Annotated in this window: 19 protein-coding genes and 4 pseudogenes; 13 read left to right on the top strand and 10 right to left on the bottom strand. The window is 36.3% G+C overall.

Translation table 11 applies throughout. The features are described 5' to 3' along the window. Positions 1–62 precede the first annotated feature (62 nt). The 7 genes from DMC01_RS03935 to DMC01_RS03905 all read right to left on the bottom strand — a co-directional run bounded on the left by DMC01_RS03935 (position 63) and on the right by DMC01_RS03905 (position 5,495). Positions 63–728, bottom strand: a complete 666-nt coding sequence (locus DMC01_RS03935) for a response regulator transcription factor (RefSeq protein ID WP_142692977.1) — start codon at positions 726–728, stop codon at positions 63–65. Next, entirely contained in the window at positions 725–1,927 is a 1,203-nt protein-coding gene (locus tag DMC01_RS03930) for a PAS domain-containing sensor histidine kinase (RefSeq protein WP_142692976.1), read from the bottom strand. The genes DMC01_RS03935 and DMC01_RS03930 overlap by 4 nt, the downstream gene beginning before the upstream one ends. Further along, positions 1,924–3,138, bottom strand: coding sequence for an urease accessory protein UreH domain-containing protein (locus DMC01_RS16455; RefSeq protein ID WP_142692975.1), 1,215 nt, complete (start codon positions 3,136–3,138; stop codon positions 1,924–1,926). The genes DMC01_RS03930 and DMC01_RS16455 overlap by 4 nt, the downstream gene beginning before the upstream one ends. Beyond that, positions 3,135–4,253, bottom strand: coding sequence for a glutamine-hydrolyzing carbamoyl-phosphate synthase small subunit (gene carA, locus DMC01_RS03920; RefSeq protein ID WP_142692974.1), 1,119 nt, complete (start codon positions 4,251–4,253; stop codon positions 3,135–3,137). The genes DMC01_RS16455 and carA overlap by 4 nt, the downstream gene beginning before the upstream one ends. Further along, positions 4,250–4,447, bottom strand: a complete 198-nt coding sequence (locus tag DMC01_RS03915) for a hypothetical protein (protein WP_142692973.1) — start codon at positions 4,445–4,447, stop codon at positions 4,250–4,252. The genes carA and DMC01_RS03915 overlap by 4 nt, the downstream gene beginning before the upstream one ends. Then, positions 4,444–5,007, bottom strand: a complete 564-nt coding sequence (locus tag DMC01_RS03910) for a DUF507 family protein (RefSeq protein ID WP_142692972.1) — start codon at positions 5,005–5,007, stop codon at positions 4,444–4,446. Before DMC01_RS03910 ends, DMC01_RS03915 begins: the two co-directional genes overlap by 4 nt. A 188-nt stretch (positions 5,008–5,195) precedes the next feature. Then, positions 5,196–5,495 carry a c-type cytochrome gene (locus tag DMC01_RS03905; RefSeq protein WP_142692971.1) on the bottom strand — a complete coding sequence of 100 codons (300 nt, stop codon included), beginning with the start codon at positions 5,493–5,495 and terminating at the stop codon, positions 5,196–5,198. 108 nt (positions 5,496–5,603) lie between these two features. On the opposite strand from DMC01_RS03905, the pseudogene DMC01_RS14830 reads away from it, so the two are divergent. The 4 genes and pseudogenes from DMC01_RS14830 to DMC01_RS03885 form a co-directional block, all read left to right on the top strand. Continuing rightward, a pseudogene (locus DMC01_RS14830) lies at positions 5,604–6,044 on the top strand (D-glycero-alpha-D-manno-heptose-1,7-bisphosphate 7-phosphatase); the annotation flags it as partial. 281 nt (positions 6,045–6,325) lie between these two features. Then, positions 6,326–7,282: an ADP-glyceromanno-heptose 6-epimerase gene (gene rfaD / locus DMC01_RS03895; RefSeq protein ID WP_142692969.1), complete on the top strand. Its 957-nt coding sequence runs from the start codon at positions 6,326–6,328 to the stop codon at positions 7,280–7,282. Further along, complete coding sequence (rfaE1, locus tag DMC01_RS03890; RefSeq protein WP_142692968.1) at positions 7,275–8,669, top strand: D-glycero-beta-D-manno-heptose-7-phosphate kinase; 1,395 nt, start codon at positions 7,275–7,277, stop codon at positions 8,667–8,669. The genes rfaD and rfaE1 overlap by 8 nt, the downstream gene beginning before the upstream one ends. 118 nt (positions 8,670–8,787) lie before the next feature. Beyond that, on the top strand, positions 8,788–9,186 hold the full coding sequence (locus tag DMC01_RS03885; protein WP_142692967.1) for a DUF4878 domain-containing protein: 399 nt from the start codon (positions 8,788–8,790) through the stop codon (positions 9,184–9,186). 59 nt (positions 9,187–9,245) lie between these two features. On the opposite strand, the pseudogene DMC01_RS16450 reads toward DMC01_RS03885, so the two are convergent. After that, positions 9,246–9,989: pseudogene (locus DMC01_RS16450) on the bottom strand (IS1595 family transposase). Between the two features lie 1,552 nt (positions 9,990–11,541). Between DMC01_RS16450 and DMC01_RS03875 the strand changes: the two are divergent. Further along, positions 11,542–11,727 (top strand): hypothetical protein, encoded by a 186-nt coding sequence (locus tag DMC01_RS03875; RefSeq protein WP_142692966.1) that lies wholly within the window; start codon positions 11,542–11,544, stop codon positions 11,725–11,727. 174 nt (positions 11,728–11,901) lie between these two features. Here DMC01_RS03875 and DMC01_RS03870 read toward each other — a convergent pair whose 3' ends face one another. Further along, positions 11,902–12,675 carry an ATP-binding protein gene (locus tag DMC01_RS03870; RefSeq protein WP_142692965.1) on the bottom strand — a complete coding sequence of 258 codons (774 nt, stop codon included), beginning with the start codon at positions 12,673–12,675 and terminating at the stop codon, positions 11,902–11,904. 106 nt (positions 12,676–12,781) lie between these two features. On the opposite strand from DMC01_RS03870, the gene DMC01_RS03865 reads away from it, so the two are divergent. The 8 genes and pseudogenes from DMC01_RS03865 to DMC01_RS16445 form a co-directional block, all read left to right on the top strand. Continuing rightward, positions 12,782–13,216, top strand: a complete 435-nt coding sequence (locus DMC01_RS03865; RefSeq protein WP_142692964.1) for an adenine-specific methyltransferase EcoRI family protein — start codon at positions 12,782–12,784, stop codon at positions 13,214–13,216. Continuing rightward, on the top strand, positions 13,165–14,076 hold the full coding sequence (locus DMC01_RS03860) for an adenine-specific methyltransferase EcoRI family protein (protein WP_142692963.1): 912 nt from the start codon (positions 13,165–13,167) through the stop codon (positions 14,074–14,076). Before DMC01_RS03865 ends, DMC01_RS03860 begins: the two co-directional genes overlap by 52 nt. Further along, positions 14,073–14,429, top strand: coding sequence for a hypothetical protein (locus DMC01_RS03855; RefSeq protein ID WP_142692962.1), 357 nt, complete (start codon positions 14,073–14,075; stop codon positions 14,427–14,429). The genes DMC01_RS03860 and DMC01_RS03855 overlap by 4 nt, the downstream gene beginning before the upstream one ends. Positions 14,430–14,531: 102 nt before the next feature. Further along, on the top strand, positions 14,532–14,657 hold the full coding sequence (locus tag DMC01_RS15810; RefSeq protein WP_282432246.1) for a hypothetical protein: 126 nt from the start codon (positions 14,532–14,534) through the stop codon (positions 14,655–14,657). A gap of 190 nt (positions 14,658–14,847) precedes the next feature. Next, positions 14,848–15,123, top strand: a complete 276-nt coding sequence (locus tag DMC01_RS03850; protein ID WP_142692961.1) for a hypothetical protein — start codon at positions 14,848–14,850, stop codon at positions 15,121–15,123. A gap of 12 nt (positions 15,124–15,135) precedes the next feature. After that, on the top strand, positions 15,136–16,341 hold the full coding sequence (locus tag DMC01_RS03845; RefSeq protein WP_142692960.1) for a GmrSD restriction endonuclease domain-containing protein: 1,206 nt from the start codon (positions 15,136–15,138) through the stop codon (positions 16,339–16,341). A gap of 164 nt (positions 16,342–16,505) precedes the next feature. Beyond that, positions 16,506–17,600: a hypothetical protein gene (locus tag DMC01_RS03840; protein WP_142692959.1), complete on the top strand. Its 1,095-nt coding sequence runs from the start codon at positions 16,506–16,508 to the stop codon at positions 17,598–17,600. 100 nt (positions 17,601–17,700) lie between these two features. Beyond that, positions 17,701–17,838: pseudogene (locus DMC01_RS16445) on the top strand (DNA adenine methylase); the annotation flags it as partial. Between the two features lie 17 nt (positions 17,839–17,855). On the opposite strand, the pseudogene DMC01_RS14820 reads toward DMC01_RS16445, so the two are convergent. Then, positions 17,856–17,951: pseudogene (locus DMC01_RS14820) on the bottom strand (IS1595 family transposase); the annotation flags it as partial.

Below are 17,951 nucleotides of genomic sequence, written 5' to 3'. Positions count from 1 at the left end.
CTATTAAATTTAATTGAGCCTTAAATCTAAGCCTACTTACTTAGCTTAGCATCTCAAAAAGCCTATAAATTTATCTTGTAGCCAAGTCCTGGGACATTTTTTATAAGATCATCTCCTCCCACCTTGTCTTTAATCCTCTTAATAAAGGTTCTTATGGCTGTATCGCTTACTGTTTCGCTGGTCCAAATGTTTTTTCTAATCTCCTCGTGCAAGATCAAGGCTCCAGCTTGCTTTAAAAGCAAGGATATAAAGGCTAGTTCTTTTTTTGTCAAAGAAATTTCCTCATCATCTTTAATTAAAACCCTTTTGATCTTGTCGAATTTATAATGCTCGTTGATTACAGTGATATTGTTTTGCTGCATTTTTTCATCCTTGAAAAGCTCTATAATGCGCAAAAGCTCATCCACATCAATGGGCTTAATCAAATACTTATCAATCCCAGCATCAATGGCACGCAAAAGCCTATCCTTTTCTGAGTAGGCTGAGAGAACAATTATAGGGGTTTGTTTGGAAATTTTCTTGATCTCCTTTGCCATATCAAGCCCATCAACTATGGGCATTAAGATGTCTGTTATGATGATGTCAGGATTAAATTTTTTAAATTTCTTAAGCCCCTCATCTCCGTTTTTGGCGGTGATGATCTTTAAGAAAAACTCACTCAAAGCCTTACTTAGACCCTCTCTTAGCTTGTCCTCATCCTCAACTATCATCAAAGTTAGATTTTTCATTTTGTTTCTTCCTTGTCTTGTCTTAGATAGATATTAAAGCAAGCACCTTTTTTGTCGTTGCTAACCTTAATTTGTCCTTGCATATTTTCTATGAGCTGTTTGCTAAAAAAGAGATCAAGTCCTGCGCCTTGAACTGGGTATTTTGTAGTCCAAAAGGGCTGAAAAACCTTATCCAAGAACAAAATTCCACCAGCTCTATCCCTAACAGTTATTTTAACATAATTCTTACCAAACTCACTAAGACTTACAAAAATATCCTTGTGTTTTTTCTTCCCATAAGCATCAACTGAATTCATAAAAAGATTAAAAAACACCCTCACCAAATCCTTCTCATCTCCTAAAATCTTATAATCTTTTTTTGAGCTTAGATGAATTTGAACTCCTTGATTTTGAAGTCGCTCAAAGCTTATATTTTGAGCTTCTTGTAAAGCCTCCATCAAAGAAAATGATCTTTGAAAGCTTCTTGAAGAAGATATAAACTCATCTATATGAGCTGACATTTTTTTAAGGGTTTTTTTGCACTCCTCGTAATTTTCTTCAAATTTTTGCTCATCTTTTAAGTCTTGTTTCATCTTAAAAAGCAAAAGCCCAAGCTCACTTAGAGGCTGTCTCCACTGATGTGCTAAATTTGAAAGCACCTCTTTGATGGATAGATCTAGGCTTTCTTTTTGAATTTTTTTTAGGCTTTCCTCGCTATTTTTAAAATTTGAGGAAAGCTCCTCTTTTATGCTCATCTTTTTTTCATAGAGATTTTTTTGATAATAAAGCATCATTTGCTCAAAATGCTCATTCATCTGCTCTATCTTTTTTTTACTCTCCATTAATTCCTCATTTAAAGAAAAAAACTTGCTTAAATCATAAGCAAAACTAGCATAGGCACAAACTTCGTTTTTTTCGTTAAAAATGGGGATAATGAGGCTATCAAGATAAAAGATTTTGCCGTTTTTGGCTATGTTTTTAAAGAGTATGCGGTAGGGTCTTTTTTCTTTTATGCTCTTCCAAAGCTTAGCAAAATTGCTATCTTGCATATCAGGATGCTTTAAGATACTATGTTTCTTGCCTATTAGCTCTTTTTTGCTATATCCACTGATCTTACAAAAAGCAGAGCTAAGCTCTAAAATCACGCCGTTTAAATCCGTCTTTGAGTAAATCATAGTCTTTTGAATCTTTTTCAAAAGCCCTGCTAAATCCTCTCTCATCTAGTTAAGCTAACCCCCAAATATGCAAGATAAATCCCATATAAAATTATAATAAAATATGAAATTTTTGTCCACCAAACCTGAAATCTGTCCCCAAAAATCCCTTGCAAAAGGCTAAAAGCCTCGTTAAAAAAAAGAAGTGCGGGCAGGGTGCAAGCCCCAAATACTAGCATTATGAAAGCACTTTGAATGAGGCTATCTTGGCTCATCGCCAAAGCTAGATAAAAATAAACAAGCCCACAAGGCACAAAGCCGTTGCAAAAGCCCAAAACCACAGCACTTTTATAGCCTTTGAAATTCAGCCTTTGCCACATTTTTTTCGCAAATAAATTAAAAAAGAAAGGATTTTCAAAAAATGCCAAAAACTGCCCCCTAAAATTCAAGGATAGTCCCAAAAGCACCATAAAAATTCCCAAAACAAAAAAGAAAATTCCCTTGTTTAAAAAGCTCAAAACATTTCCAAATGCTCCAAAAATCACGCCCAAAAGCATATATGCCAAAACCCTAAATATATGATAAGTAAGGCTTAGTGTGAATTTAATGCTTGGTGTTTTTGAGTGTTGGCTTGAAGTTGTTGAATTTTTGTTATTTTGAGAGATTTTTGTTGAATTTAAATTTGTCAAATATGCCTTGCTTGGGACTGAATTTAAACTTGAATTTATGAAATTTTCGGTATTTTGTGAATTTTTGTTTGAATTTGAATTTGTAGCATTTAAGTTACTTGACATTGGGGCTGAATTCGTTGAATTTTGAGTGCCTTGTTTTGAGCTTGAATTTAAGCTAAACTTTTTGACATTTTGAAAATTTTGTGTTGAATTTAAAATTGCCAAATCTTGCAAGTTTTGCTTTGAATTTAAAATTGTAGAACTGCTTGGGGCTGAATTTAACTTTGAAATTGTTGAATTTTGAGTGTCTTGTTTTGAATTTAAATTTAAAATTGTTAAATTTTTGTTTAAATTTATTGAATTTAAGCTTGAATTTCTTACATTTTGTGAGTTTGATTTTAAACTTGAATTTTCGGTATTTTGTGAATTTTTGTTTGAATTTGTTGAATTTTGTGAGTTTTCATTTGAATTTACGCCCACATTTTCGTCATTTGAAGCTGAATTTAAACGCAAAAAGGCTATATTAAAGCCCCCGCACATCGCATAACAATGCGAAAAGCTAGAAAGCAGTGCCACGCTTACTGTCGCTAAAATGTCAAAATTCACAGCAGCTTAACAAATTCGTTAAAGATATATTTACTCTCGTGCGGACCGCTTGAGCTTTCAGGGTGATGCTGCACGGAAATGATGGGATAGTCCTTATACACCACGCCTTCGACATTGTCGCCAAAAAGATTGCGGTGTGTTATAGTGGCTACCTCGCAAATGCTCTCAGGCACATTGTAGTTGTGATTTTGCGCGGTTATTTCTACAACCTTGCTTTGCTGATGAAGCACAGGGTGATTTGCTCCGTGTTGCCCGAATTTCATCTTATAGGTTTCATAACCAAAGGCATTGCTTAAAAGCTGATGCCCTAGGCAAATGCCAAGCATTGGAATTTTAGCCTTTATGAGCTTTTTTAGCTCGTTTATTTCATCTTTTAGCATCTTTGGCTCGCCCGGTCCATTTGATAAGAAAATCCCTTGAATTTCGCCCTTGTTAAATCTTGCTATAAGCTCGTCCGCTTTCGTGCTGTGTGGCAACACCTCTACCTCCAAGCCACATTCTACAAGCTCATTGAGTATGTTTTTTTTGACACCATAATCTAAAACGACAACTTTCTTTTTGGCTTTCTCGCCCTTTTTGTAAGCTAAGCTCACGCTATCCCAGACACCAAAGCTGTGCTTGTAAGGCTTTTTGGTGCTGACCTTTGCCACGAGATTTAGCTCCTCTATGCGAGGGCTTTTTTCAAGCAAGTTTTTAAGCTCATCTTTGTCCTTAAATTCAGTAGAAATCACCGCACGAAGATTGCCAAAGTCCCTTATCATCTTAACAAGCGCACGAGTATCTACTTCGTAAAGTCCTATTTTGCCACGCTTTTTAAGGTATTCATCAAGGCTCATTTGCCCCCTAAAATTTGAAAACTCGCTGTTTAAATTTCTCATTAAAATGCCACTAGCAAAGACTTCTTTGCATTCATCATCGTTTTCATTTGTGCCCACTATGCCAAGTTCTGGCATAGAAAAAACTATGAACTGCCCTGCATAGCTAGGGTCTGAAATAATTTCTTGATATCCTGTTAAAGAGGTGTTAAAAACAAGCTCGCCATAATATGTCCCGCCTGCCCCGCAAGCCTTTGCGGTGAAAAAAACGTCATTTTCTATGTAAATATAAGCCTTCATAGTCTTACCCCTTGAAACTGTGTAGTAAAAAATGTCAAATTCTTTAAGGAGGTTTTCGTGCAAATTTCTTTTTTAAAAAATTCAAGCAGCTTGCAAAAAAAGCTTAGAGCTTTTTTGTTAAGCTTAAATTTAAAGATCTTATCAAGGCTTACAAAGCTAGAAAGATTAAGCCCTAAAAGACTAGAAAAACTCACAGCATACCCCTTTTTTTAAGCTCCTCTTGGTAAAGCCTTTCAAAGATTAGCTCATACTCCTCAGAGCCTACTACTAGCTTTTTACTGCGATTTTCTTGCATTTTTCCTATCTTTTCAAAGACTAGATCCTCTATCTTTTCATAGCTTTTTAAATACTCCTCAATGGCTGAAAAGATGAGATTTTTCACCCTGTTTTCACTCACAGTAAAATTAATCAAATCATTTTCTATAAGCTCTTGCAAGATAAGATGTGCTAGCTGGTTGTGCCTGTCCTCGCTATTAAAGATCACCTCAAATTCAGGTGCTAGCTTTTTTTTGATAAGCCAAAACATATTTTTTCTATCTACTTGCATAAAATGCATCTCTTCTTCTTGTTCTTCTAAGATCTCCTTAACCCTCTCGTCAAGCCTTTTTTCCTTCGCTGTGTCGCTTTCAAGCACGGTTTTTGCTGTTTGATTTAGCAGATCAAGTGTATCTTTAATATCAACAAAGGAGGAATTTGCTAGATCTAGGACGATTTTATTAGTGATATATGGGATGTGTGAAGATTTTATACGCATTTTAAGCCCCTAGCTTGTGAATTTAGCTTACGCAAAATTCACAGTTAAAATTTACTAATGATAGCTTAAAATATATAAGAAAGAGTTAAGGGTGGCTTAAATTTTAAAATTTAGCCCTCAAAGCCCAATTAAAATCTTAAAAAAATTCAGCTTAAAAAGATCTGTTGAAACGGCAAAAGAGCAAAGCTTCATTTAATTATACTATCTATATAATCCTCAATAGCCTCAAAATCAGCCTCAGTCAAACCCTTAAGATTTAGAGTCATTATAGCACCTTGTCCGTATTTATTAAGCTTTCCTGCGGCATATTCCCTTACGGCTTTAAGTCTTTCCTCTCTTGGTATGGTATTTAGAGCCTTAACCTTGTTTAGATAAACCTTATCAGCCTTTGCTCCGTGGCAAATGGCACATTTTTTATAAAGTGTAGCCCCGTCTTTGGCAAACACAAAGGTGCTAAGACAGGCTAGGATGATAAGAGTTTTTTTCATTGCTTTTCCTTTATTTTGGGTTTTATGTTTAGTATTGTAGCGGTTTAAATTTAAAAAATATTTAAAATTCAAAATATTATTAAACAAAATTTGTATTATAATGTGTCTATGAAAAAAAGAGCCTTGTTTTTGGATAGAGACGGTGTCATAAATGTTGATAAAAGCTATGTTTATAAGATAGAGGACTTTGAATTTAAAGAGGGGATCTTTGAGCTTTGTAAGCTTTTTTTGTCAAAGGATTATGCACTTTTTGTGATTACAAATCAATCAGGAATAGCAAGGGGCTTTTATAGTGAAAAAGACTTTGAAAATTTAAGCAAATTTATGCTTGACGAGTTTGCAAAAAAGGGCATTGAGTTTAAAAAAGTGTATCACTGTCCGCATTTAGAGGATTGCGAGTGCAGAAAGCCAAAGCCTGGTATGATCTTAAGGGCACAGGCTGAATTTAATGTAGATTTAAGCCAAAGCGTTTTAATAGGAGATAATGTAACGGATATGAAGGCCGGACTAAATGCTGGAATTAGGACACTTTGCCTTGTAAGAGAAGATTTAGAGTGTGAATTTTTAGGCTACGAAAAAAGGGGCAAAAGCCTTGAAAATTCAAGTCAAAGATGTGAGTATTCAAGTGAAATTCAAGGAAAAGATGCCAAAAGCCTTGAAAATTCACAAGAGCTTCAAGGCAAAAACGAAAGAAGGCTGTGTTTAAATAAAAACGAGCAAGAGATTGAGTATTCAAGTGAAATTCAAGGCAAAAAGCCTGAATTTAAAGATGATTTTTACAAAAAATTCAGCAATTTAAACGAAATCATAGCTTATTTTAAGGAAAGATTATGAGGGTGGTAGTAACGGGCGGGGCTGGCTTTATAGGCTCAAACTTGGCCCTAGCCTTGCAAGAAAAAAATGAAGTGCTAGTAGTAGATAAAATGCGAAGCTTTGAGCGCTTTGAAAATGGTAATTTGCAAAGCTTTGGGCATTATAAAAATTTGCTTGATTTTAAGGGCGAGCTTTTTGTGGGAGATATTTGCGAGAGCACAAGCATAGCTAAGATTAGAGCCTTTAAGCCTGAGATCATCTTTCATCAAGCAGCCATCTCAGATACCACCGCGACCAATCAAAACCTCATTTTAAAGACGAATTTAAACAGTTTTTATGACTTCATAGCTTTAGCAATTGACTTAAACGCAAAGCTCATCTACGCTAGCTCAGCCGCTGTTTATGGAGACGCACCAAGCCCTCAAACTGTTGGAAATGAAGCCCCCAAAAATCCCTACGCCTTTTCAAAGCTAATGATGGACAAAGTAGCGGCAAAATACCATGACAAAGCCCACATAGTAGGACTTCGTTACTTTAATGTCTATGGGGAAAATGAGTTTTTCAAGGATAAAACAGCCTCAATGGTGTTGCAATTTGGCTTGCAAATGCTTGGCGGACAAAGACCGCGTTTGTTTGAGGGAAGCGAGGCTATTTTTAGGGACTTTGTTTATGTTAAGGATGTTGTGAGTGCAAATTTAGCCGCACTTGATGCCAAAAGTGGGGTTTATAATGTAGGCACATTCGAGGCTAGAAGCTTTACAGACATAGTAGATATACTTCAAAAGGAACTTTGCACAAATTACGAGTATGAGTATATCCCAAATCCCTACACAAAGGCTTATCAGTTTCATACTCAGGCTGGCAAAAATTCACAAACAGATTTTAACTACGTTTCAAAATTCAGTCTTGAAGAGGGCATAAGATCATATGTAGCCCAGATTAAACAAATCTTTGAAAAGGAAATCAATGCTTGATAGCTTAGCACACAAAAGTCCCAAGGTGCTAGTAATAGGCGATTTGATGGTGGATAATTATATTTGGTGCGAGTGCAAACGCGTAAGTCCTGAAGCACCCGTGCTAATAATGAATACAAAGCGAAACGACAAGAGGCTAGGAGGTGCAGCAAATGTGTATGCAAATCTTAAAAGCCTTGGAGCAAAAGCCTTTGCTTTAAGTGTTATAGGAGGTGATGAGGCTGGTAGGTTTTTAGAGGCAAATTTAAACGCGAAACTGCTTGTTCAAAAGGGACGTGTTACATCGCTAAAAAACCGCATAATCTCACACTCTCAGCAGGTTTTAAGACTTGATGATGAAAGTGTTGAGGACATAGCCCTTGAAGATGCATTACTTGTTGAGTTTGACAAGATCGCAAAGGACTATGAAGCCATAGTTTTAAGCGATTATGGCAAGGGAGTTTTAACGCAAAAAGTGTGTCAGCAGATCATCAAAAGGGCAAATGAGCTTAAAATCCCTGTGTTAATTGATCCAAAGGGCAGCGATTACTCTAAATACAAAGGTGCAACGCTTTTAACCCCAAACAAAAAAGAAGCCATTGAGGCGCTTAAAATCTCAAATTTAGAGGGTGAAAATCTCAAAATAGGCATAAAAAGACTAAAAGATGAGCTTGATTTAAAATACTCCCTCATAACCCTTTCAGAAGCTGGCATCGCACTCTTTGATGAGGATTTGCATATAGCACCTGCTAAGGCAAGGGAGGTTTTTGATGTAACAGGGGCCGGAGATACTGTCATTGCAATGCTTGGCTTTTGTCTAGCCTTAAAAGTGCCTATTTTAGAAGCTTGTGAGCTAGCCAACAAGGCAGCTGCTGTTGTGGTAAGCAAGGTAGGAAGCGTAACTGTTAGCTTTGATGAGCTTAAAAGCTATGAAAAAAACGGCTTTGAATTTAAGATCAAAGACCGCGATGAATTAGCACTTTTGCTAAAAAATTCACAAAAAAGGCTAGTTTTTACAAATGGTTGCTTTGATCTTTTGCATTACGGACACATCAAATACCTTGAAAAGGCGAGGAATTTAGGGGATTTGCTAGTTGTTGGCTTAAATTCAGATGCAAGTGTGAAGAGGCTAAAGGGTGAAACTCGTCCTATAAATTCGGCCTATCAAAGGGCTTGTTTGCTGGCAAGTCTTTATTTTGTGGATTTTGTGGTCATTTTTGATGAGGATACGCCATTTGATCTTATAAAAGCCTTAAAGCCAGACATTTTGGTAAAGGGCAAGGACTATGAGGGTAAGGAAGTTGTGGGTACAGAGCTTGCAAAAGAGGTAAAACTCATTGATTTTGAGGATGGCTTTAGCACGAGTAAGATCATAGAAAAAATCATCTTAAATTACAAGAAAAACTAAAAATGCTTGAATTTTTACACTCAAAAAGAGCTTTGTAAAAGTTTGCAAGGTCGGCAGATTTTTGCGCCTTTAAGGCAAACTTGAAAAATAAAATTTTTGATCTCATTAAGGAGGATTTATGAAAAAAATATTAGCTCTTATGCTTTTAAGCATTTTTATAACAGCTTGTAGCCTTAAAAATAGTCCAAAATATGTAAGCGAAGGCTATACAAAGGCCTTGGAGCAAAATGATCTAAGAAAGGCAAGATCTTACATATATGTTCCCTCAAGCATTCAAAGCTATATGAGCTCTAAGGATATAGAAGAGCAGCTTGGAAGAGAATTTAGCAAATTTCAAAAAGAACTTGAGGGCATAGCAGGGCTTAAGAAATTTAAGATAGTTCAAAGCAAGGAAATTAGCGACACAGTAACAGAGCTAATCGTAGAATGCATAGGAAATAACGGACAAATCATAGATAAAAGCTTTTACACAGTAAATATAGACGGGGTTTGGAAGCTTATACAGGATGTAAAATAGCCTTAAATCAAATTTATTAGAGAGTGTGTCATATATTTATTTTTCATTTTGTTCTTGGCTCAATTAAACTTAATAGGATTTTCTCTTATCAATTTTAGTAAATTTTGATAAAGATTTTGTCCTAAATTTTTCGTCTTAATTTTGTTTCTTTTAAGTAAAGGACAAAATTTTCTTTTTTAGCCATGAAATTTAGCAAGTGTCAACTTCGCATAGCCCCAGAAATTTACAATTTCGTTGATATGGCTTCGCCCATTTGCAAACTCAAATTTGGCGTGCTTTACCCTATAATGTGCCTTTGCTCCTTCTTGCAAAGTTGCGAGTAAAACGAAGCAAAAAATCCACCAAGGCACCGTAAGCTTTGAAGCTTTCCTGTAAATTTCACTCTCTTTAAGCTCTGAAAATTCCTTTATTATGGACTGCAACTCTTTGGCAAAGCAAGTGTTTGAGCGTATAAACTCGTGTGATTGCGTTTTAGCATCCCTTCTCGTAGAGGGACGAGTGCGTAGCACGAAGTAAAAACACAGGTGTCTTTTTTCCAGCTCCACGTCTTGCACCTTCTGCTAGCAGTTGCAAGTGTAACGAAGCAAAAAATAACTTTCATCGACTTCGATTTCACCGCTGAGATTTTTTCGCATTCTTTGGCTATCAAAATGCAAATTTCTTTGAAAATTTTGCACAAACTTTGTTGTGAAATTTTACAAAGTAGAGCGTTTTTTCGCCTCTAAATCAATTCTTGAAAAGGGACGAGCCACAAGGCGAAGTAAAAAATAACGCAAAATTTCTCTAAATTTCTTTTCAAAAATTCGGAAACGGACTTTTGTTTTTCATAGGCGTTAACTTAAAAACCTTTCAATTTGGTTTAAGTTTAATTGAGCCTTGTTCTTTATATTTGAAAATGATCTTGTATCAAATTAAATATCTTGAGGCAATTTTAAAAGTGCTATTTTAAATTTAAAATAGCTTTGTAAGCCCTTGAATTCAAGGGCAAATTTTGTGAATTTTAGCTTAAAGACTAAATTTAAAAGCCAAATTAAACTTAAAAGATCTTAAATTTTAATGAGAATTTTGAGTTTAAGGCAAATTTTAAGCTATAAAAAACTGTTTTATAAACTGAGTTTGAAACAAATTTTAACTTATAAAAACTGTTTTATAAACCTTCTAAGAGCTAGCCTCAAAAGAGCTTAAAGGGCGTTGATCTTAGCCCACGGTTTTATCATTTTAACTAAGTAACTTGCCAAAAAATTTTATCAAAGAAACTTCATTCTTAAAATTAAAGCTAAAGTATTGCTAATAAAAACCGGGTAAAAATCTCACTTAATAAACTTCGTTTGATATAAAAAGCTAGAACTTAAAACGCTTTTAGCTTAGAAAAAGCTTAAACTGTGAATTCTTTGCTTACTTCTTATACTAATAATGACAGCTTAGATTGAAAATGACAGCAAAACGTGAATTTCATAAAAATTCACAAGGACTAAGCTTGTTTTCAAGAAATATGACTAAGTGCCTCATATTTCTCCTAGTTCATAGCTGTCATTGCTATAAAGAGTGAGTAAATAAAAACTCACAGCCTCAACTTAAAGATAAACTCGCTTAAAAGCCACCATTTTAATAATCTCGCCTTGTCCCTCAAATTCAAGGCTTAAATTCACACAAAATTCAAGCACTCACACAAGTTCGCTTGAATTTAGCACTAAGTTCTTAAAGTTTATTTTGCAAATTTAAACTTTGCTTTATGCTTTTGCAGATCCTTAGAAGGCATTTAAGCCCTTGTTTAAAGCCAGTATTTAAGCCCTTGGCACACAGTGCCTATACGCTATGTAGCCTTTAATGCTCTCATAAATTCTCACAATTTGCAAGTGCTTATTTAAATTGTATCATCCATAAATCTTGCTATTAAACCTTTCAGGCACGAAGCTAGGATTAATTTGCCCAAGCTTTAAATTCAAGCCAAAATGCTAAAGTTCTTAAACAAATGAAGGTTGATTAACTCTTTTCATAGAGTTTAAATTTGGCATCACACACAAAGAAATTCAAGCTTAAAAGGATTAAATCACAATGTGAATTTAAACAAGTTGAAACAAAAATTCTAGCCATTTAAACTTCATTATTTCAAAAATCTATAAAATCCTGCTACTATAAAAGGTGTAGCACAAACAAAAGAATCACTAAATAATTTATGCACTTAGCACAAGCCTCTTGCAAAGCAAGATTTTTAAAGGCTAAAATCCTCCCCCTTGCATTGCAGAGTTAGCAAAGCGTGCTAGCAAATAACCCCCCTATCTTGCAAAGAGGGATTTATAGGGTGGGTTTAACTGAAAACGGATTAAAAGCCTTAAACACCTTCTTTAAGAGTTTATGAACTCATCAAATGTTGATTTTAAGCCATTAAAGAATAAGATATATGCTATGCGGAGGGATTTATGGGGTGGATATTATAGAATGCAAATTGCGGATTACAAAACACAGACCTTGCTTGAAAGTTCGTCCTTTGTAATCTGTGTTTTGTTACCCAACCCTCTAGCTCCACGCTTACATAGCTAAGCTCTTAGCCCACACATTTTTCATCTTTTCTTTGTAAAAAGCCTTTCTTGCATTGATTTTACCGTTTGCATTACCATTAACTAAGACTTATGCACTTGCCCCAACAGCCTAAAACCTGCCTTCAAGCACTTAGAAGGCTTTGTTTTTGTGAATTTAAGTAAATTTATAACAAGCTTAAAATTTTAAACCATCCTTAAAGCTTAGATAAAACTGCTTTGCTACTCGTCCGCTACGACTTGCTCGAAGCAAGGCAAAGTGCTTTGCCCTCGTGTGCAAGGCTTCTTTGTCCTTTTTGAAAATTTCGCTGTCCTTGAAATAAAAATCAACGATTTTTAAATAATCCTCAAGGCTTTCTTGATAAAAGCCAAGCCAAAGCCCAAATCTATCGCTTAAGCTCAATTTTTCCTCTTTTAAATCACCAAGGTGAAGCTCACCCTCATCTACACTCACCCCCTCGTTATCCCTTTGAAATTCAGCCAATAAATGACGACGGTTTGAGCTTAGATACAAAACTATGTTTGAGGGCGGCCTTTCTATGCCCCCTTCTAAAAGAGGCTTTAAGAACTTATAGCTAAGATCTCCTTCCTCAAAGGAAAAATCATCGCAAAAGATGATGAATTTAAAGGCTAATTCCCTAAGCTCGTCTATGATCTCTGGCAAGGCACTTAAATCGCTCTTATCAAGCTGAACTATACGCAAATTTTGCTCTTTTAGCTCGTTAAAAACGGCCTTAATCAGACTTGATTTACCTGTGCCTCTTGCACCCCATAAAAGTGCGTGATGAAAGCTTTTGCCATTTAAAAAACGCTCTGTGTTAAGCATCAAAGCTTCTTTTTGCTCCTCAATGCCTACTAAATCTTTTAATCTCACCTCATCAAGCTCGCTAAGGTATTTTAAGCCCCCTCTTTTAGCCCTATAAACTGCTGCGTAATGCTTTTCAAAGCTCATTTATCCCCCTTTGATCTTTGTTTGTGAATTCTTAAGCTTATAACACAAATTTTTAAATTTTCTTAGCAAAAAAGCATTATAATAACAAAAATTTAAAGGATACAAAATGCCAAACTCCACAAATTCAGCAAAGACAAATTCAGCAAGCAAAGGCACAAATGTAAATTTGCAAAATGCAAAGAGGGCAAAAAAGGATGAGTTTTATACTCAGCTTAATGACATTGAAAACGAGTTAAAGCACTACAAGGCACATTTTAAGGACAAGGTGGTGTATTGCAACTGCGATGATCCGCTAGCTAGTAATTTTTTTAAGTATTTTTTCTTAAATTTCAAGCATTTGGGGCTAAAAGAGCTAATTACCACTTGCTATAAAAGTCAAAATTTTAGAGAAGTTAGCAAGGAAGATTCACCCAAAAAGGCTTACTGCATACGCATACATAATGCACAATCTCATTCAAACCCTGCTAAAACAAGCATTGCCGAGCTTGAATCATTACTCTCTCTCTCTCTCTCTCGCATAGCCCTACTCAAGAGCTTTTAGAAAACTTTGAAAAAAACAAGCACAAATTACACAGCAAAACCACAGAGCTTAAATCTGACAAAGCCACAAAAGAGCAAAGTCTTTTTGATATCTTAGAGGATGAGGATACAAACAATGCTGGGGATTTTAGAAGCAAAGATTGCATTGAGCTTTTAAAACAAGCTGACATTGTCGTTACAAATCCGCCCTTTTCGCTTTTTCGGGAGTATGTGGCTCAGCTTATGGAATTTGATAAGAAGTTTCTCATTATAGGTAATCAAAATGCAATTACCTACAAAGAAATTTTTAAGCTCATAAAAGCAAATCAAATTTGGCTAGGTTATGGATTTCGTGGCGGTGCGGGGCATTTTATCAATATCCACTACGAAGACTACGCAACTGCAAGCGACCATAAAGAAGGTATGATACGAGTTTCTGGCGTTAATTGGTTCACAAATTTAGACATTAAACAACGCCACGAGCCACTAGAAACCATACATTTTTATTCAAAATCCCCTGAAAAATACCCAAAATACGACAACTACAATGCCATAAATGTAGATAAAACGGCTGAAATTCCTATGGATTATGAGGGCGTTATGGGCGTTCCCATTACCTTTTTGGATAAATACAACCCCGAGCAGTTTGAGATTTTAGCACTTGGAAATTCACGAGACAATTTCACGCCAACGAAAGATTATATCAGCCCAAAGAAACATTTAAAAAATGGCTCTGTTGTAAATGGCGGAGCGATAAATTGCGTGTTAGCATTAGAGACGGATAAATTACCCTTTAATCAAATTTATTACACGAGCGAAAATAGCAAATATCTATTGCCCCCATACGCAAGAATTTTAATTAAACGAAAGGACAAAAAATGAGTTATACGACTTGTCATACTGAGGGCAAAGCCCGAAGTATCTCAAAAGATTCCCCATCCCTTGCGGAGAGCAGACGGAGAGAGTCTCCACTGATTCCCCCTCCCTTGCGAGAGGATTTTGTCTTTGTTCCCCCTCACTTTGCGAGAGAACCCCTCCCCAAACCCCTCCCGCAAGGGGAGGGGCTTTTCTTTGTTTCCCCATCCATTGCGAGAGGATTTTGTCTTTGTTCCCCCTCCCTTGCGGAGGGGGTTAGGGGGTGGGTAATTTGCGTAGCAAAAAGCAAAATTCAAAGCAAAAGCCTAGATTTTGTCATATGGTTGCTTCGTCTAGCGTTCGCAAATCCTGCGGATTGAGCGTAGCGAAATATCTCAACGAAAGAGATTTTTCGCCTTTTTTTGCAAAAAGGCTCAAAATGACAAATTTTAGGGCGTTGCCTTATAAATAAAGTATTGCCTTTGTTAAAGCGATATTTTAAGGCTTATGCCTTAAATACCCACCCCCTAACCCCCTCCGCAAGGGAGGGGGAATCTTTGGAATCAACGCTCCGCAAGGGAGGGGGAACAAGATGTAAGCCACCTTAAACAAAGGAAGGGGGGAGGATTTTTGAATTTTCCGCAAGGGAGGGGGAATCAGTGGAGACTCTCTCCGTCTGCCACTCCGCAAATGAGGTGGGGGGAACAAAGGCAAAATCCTCTCGCAAAGGAGGGGGAATTTTGGATTACACTCCGCAAGGAGCGTGATAAATCAACTAGATTCTAAAAAGGACAAAAAATGAGTTATACGACTTGTCATACTGATAGCAAAGCCCAAAGTATCTCAAAAGATTCTCAAAATAGAGATTTTTCGCCTGTGGCTCAAAATGACAAATCTAGGCTTTTGCTTTTTGCTACGCAAATTACCCACCCCCTAACCCCCTCCGCAAGGGAGGGGGAACAAGATGTAAGCCACCTTAAACAAAGGAGGGGGAATTTTGGATTACACTCCGCAAGTGAGGGGGATTTTTGGATTACACTCCGCAAGGAGCGTGATAAATCAACTAGATTCTAAAAAGGAGTAAAAATGAAAATCACCCTACAAGAAATTCCCATTAGGGATTTAATCAAAGGCTATGCAAATGATGAGAAAAGCGGACAGGTAGTAGCCTTTAATGGCAAGCTAAATATACGCCCAAAGTATCAACGTGAATTTGTGTATAAGGATAGCCAAAGAAATGCCGTTGTGCAAACTATACTTTGGGGCTTTCCCTTAAATACTATGTATTGGGTGAAAAATACCGAAAAGGACGCTGAATTTGAGTATGAGGTGCTTGACGGACAGCAAAGGACAATTAGCATTTGTGAATTTGCGGCTGTGAATTTTTCCCTTGAAAAGATGACCTTTAAGGCGAATTTTGCTAGTTCTATAATGAATTATGAAACTATGCCAAGCGATGAAAGAGAGAGCTTTTTAAACTATAAATTGCAAGTTTATATCTGCGAGGGCGAGGACAGCGAGAAGTTAGAGTGGTTTAGGACTATCAATATAGCAGGCGAAAAGCTAACAGAACAAGAGCTAAGAAATGCTGTGTATGCTTGTGCGTGGCTAAGCGATGCAAAAAGACGTTTTAGCAAGAGAAATTCACTAGCCGAGCAAAGAGGGGGGAGGTATTTAAGAGGCGAGGCTATAAGGCAAGAATACCTTGAAACAATTATAGCGTGGAAGGTAGGAAGTAGGGATAATAAGCTAATAGAAGGCTATATGAATCACAACAAAACTATGAGGGCAAAAAATGCCGATGAGCTGTGGCTTTATTTTAACAATGTAATCGAGTGGGTTGAGGCGAAATTCACAAAATACCGCAAAGAGATGAAGGGGCTTGAATGGGGGTTTTTTTATAATGCTTATAAGGACAAGGCTTTGGATGCAAACGAGCTTGAAGCTGAAATTTCAAGGCTTTTAATGGATGATGAGGTAACAAGCAAAAGGGGCATTTATGAATTTGTTTTAAGTCGCAATGAAAAGCATTTGAATTTAAGGGCTTTTAGCGAGAGTCAAAAATCGCAAGTGTATGAGGCACAGGGGGGACTTTGTGCAAATGGCGGAGGCGTAAAGGACGGAGGCAAGGGCTTAAAGAATGTCAAATGTCCGCACGAAAATGAGGTTTTGGAGCTTTCGGCTATGCACGCTGATCACATAATGCCTTGGAGTAAGGGCGGCAGAACCGAGCTTTCAAACTGCCAAATGCTTTGTAGGGAGTGTAATTTGGCGAAGAGTGATAGGGGGTGAAGGGGGGGTTTGAATTTTTTGAGAATTTTTTGGGATGTGGGTTTTTGTGAAAGGTTTTTTTCAAAAAGTGTTGATTTGTCATTTAAAGCTTACGACAATATGTGAAGAAGTCATTTTTTAAATTTTCTTAGCAAAAAAGCATTATAATAAGAAAATTTAAAGAGGTGCCAAGGGTGATAAATGCAAAACTTACAAATTTTTCTTATCAAAAATGCTGGGTTGAGAACTTGCCTTGCGTGAATTTTACAAACATTAACGACTTGCCAAGCCTAAGCCTTGTGAATTTTAAAGATAAAAGCTTTGCCCTAAGCAAGTGGGTAAGCCCCAAACGAACACGCTCTTACCCTTATGCAAGGGTTTATGACACCTTTTCAAGCCCCGCAAACAAGGTCGTAACGATAATTCCGCTTATCAAAGATGAGGGCATAAATGGCGATATGGATTATTTGCAGTTTGATACTGTTTCTTTAATGAGCCTTTTGAATGTCTATGTCATAATAGCTTTTTATGACAAGGCGCAGCTACACCCCAAATTAAAAGGCAAAATCACAAATCAAAAATTTAACAACGAACACATTTTATCAGAGCTTAATGACCTTTGCAACTATCATCAATCAGCACTGCATTATAATCTTAATCAACTTAGCACCCAAAAGCTTTCAAAGCTCGTAAATTTAGCAAAAAATGCCTATGAAAACATTTCAAAATCCCTAAAAATCAAACTTCACAACCCACAAAACATAGATAAATTTCTTGCCAAAATCACGCAAAACAAAGATGAATTTATTTCTTTTTCGCGTGAAAAAGCCAAAAAAGCACAAAACGCAAAAGCTTTAACCGCGCAACCAAAAGAGCAAATTGCAGTAGGAAAAAAGGCTAAAATCGTTATAGAAAATTATCTTGGCGGACAGTATTTTTTTACCATTGATGATGTTTTTGTGAAAAACAACATTTTGCATTTATGCGAGAGCAAACACAGCAAAAACGCCCTTTTGCCAAGCAATGATGACATAAAAGACGGTCTTTTAAAACTTATGATTTATAATAATCTTTTTGAAATTCAAGGTTTTAAGAAGTTTAAAGTAGTTTTAAGGCTTACTTCAAATGTCTTGCAAGAAAATTTTAAACTTCCAAGCGAGAATTTACAATCTTTCATCCTTTCTCATAGCTTTTCTAAGTCCCAAATAACAACGCTTAATGCCTTAAATAAAGAAGCTAAAAATAATAATTTTGAAATTTGGATAAACGATGAAAACTAAGTTTATAAAATCCCCACTTCGCTACCCTGGCGGTAAAAGCAGGGCATTAAAAACCCTTGTGCCGTTTTTTCCGTTTGAATTTAGCTAATTTAGAGAGCCATTTTTTGGTGGTGGAAGCGTTGGACTTTATCTAGCTCAAAGGCAAAAACGCATTTTTGCAAATAATTTAAATGCTGATTTATACAGCTTTTGGCAGGTCTTAAAAACGCAAAATAAAGTTCTAGTAAATGAAATTTAAAGCATAAAAATAATGGCTCAAGATACTTTAATAGGATTTTCTCTTATCAATTTCAGAAAATTTTGATAAAGATTTTGTCCTAAATTCTTCGTATTATATCTAAATTCTGTTTC

Origin of the sequence: Campylobacter troglodytis, assembly GCF_006864425.1 — a bacterium.
Taxonomy (GTDB): Bacteria; Campylobacterota; Campylobacteria; order Campylobacterales; family Campylobacteraceae; genus Campylobacter_D; species Campylobacter_D troglodytis.
This window is presented reverse-complemented; position numbering and strand designations above follow the sequence as displayed.

Coding starts and splice junctions, on each gene's coding strand:
- carA (WP_142692974.1), bottom strand. CDS start 4,253: ATGAAGGCTTATATTTACATAGAAAATGACGTTTTTTTCACCGCAAAG.
- DMC01_RS03885 (WP_142692967.1), top strand. CDS start 8,788: ATGAAAAAAATATTAGCTCTTATGCTTTTAAGCATTTTTATAACAGCT.
- rfaD (WP_142692969.1), top strand. CDS start 6,326: ATGAGGGTGGTAGTAACGGGCGGGGCTGGCTTTATAGGCTCAAACTTG.
- DMC01_RS03845 (WP_142692960.1), top strand. CDS start 15,136: ATGAAAATCACCCTACAAGAAATTCCCATTAGGGATTTAATCAAAGGC.
- DMC01_RS03855 (WP_142692962.1), top strand. CDS start 14,073: ATGAGTTATACGACTTGTCATACTGAGGGCAAAGCCCGAAGTATCTCA.
- DMC01_RS03930 (WP_142692976.1), bottom strand. CDS start 1,927: ATGAGAGAGGATTTAGCAGGGCTTTTGAAAAAGATTCAAAAGACTATG.
- DMC01_RS03870 (WP_142692965.1), bottom strand. CDS start 12,675: ATGAGCTTTGAAAAGCATTACGCAGCAGTTTATAGGGCTAAAAGAGGG.
- DMC01_RS03910 (WP_142692972.1), bottom strand. CDS start 5,007: ATGCGTATAAAATCTTCACACATCCCATATATCACTAATAAAATCGTC.
- DMC01_RS03875 (WP_142692966.1), top strand. CDS start 11,542: ATGAACTCATCAAATGTTGATTTTAAGCCATTAAAGAATAAGATATAT.
- DMC01_RS03865 (WP_142692964.1), top strand. CDS start 12,782: ATGCCAAACTCCACAAATTCAGCAAAGACAAATTCAGCAAGCAAAGGC.
- rfaE1 (WP_142692968.1), top strand. CDS start 7,275: ATGCTTGATAGCTTAGCACACAAAAGTCCCAAGGTGCTAGTAATAGGC.
- DMC01_RS03935 (WP_142692977.1), bottom strand. CDS start 728: ATGAAAAATCTAACTTTGATGATAGTTGAGGATGAGGACAAGCTAAGA.
- DMC01_RS03850 (WP_142692961.1), top strand. CDS start 14,848: ATGAGTTATACGACTTGTCATACTGATAGCAAAGCCCAAAGTATCTCA.
- DMC01_RS03905 (WP_142692971.1), bottom strand. CDS start 5,495: ATGAAAAAAACTCTTATCATCCTAGCCTGTCTTAGCACCTTTGTGTTT.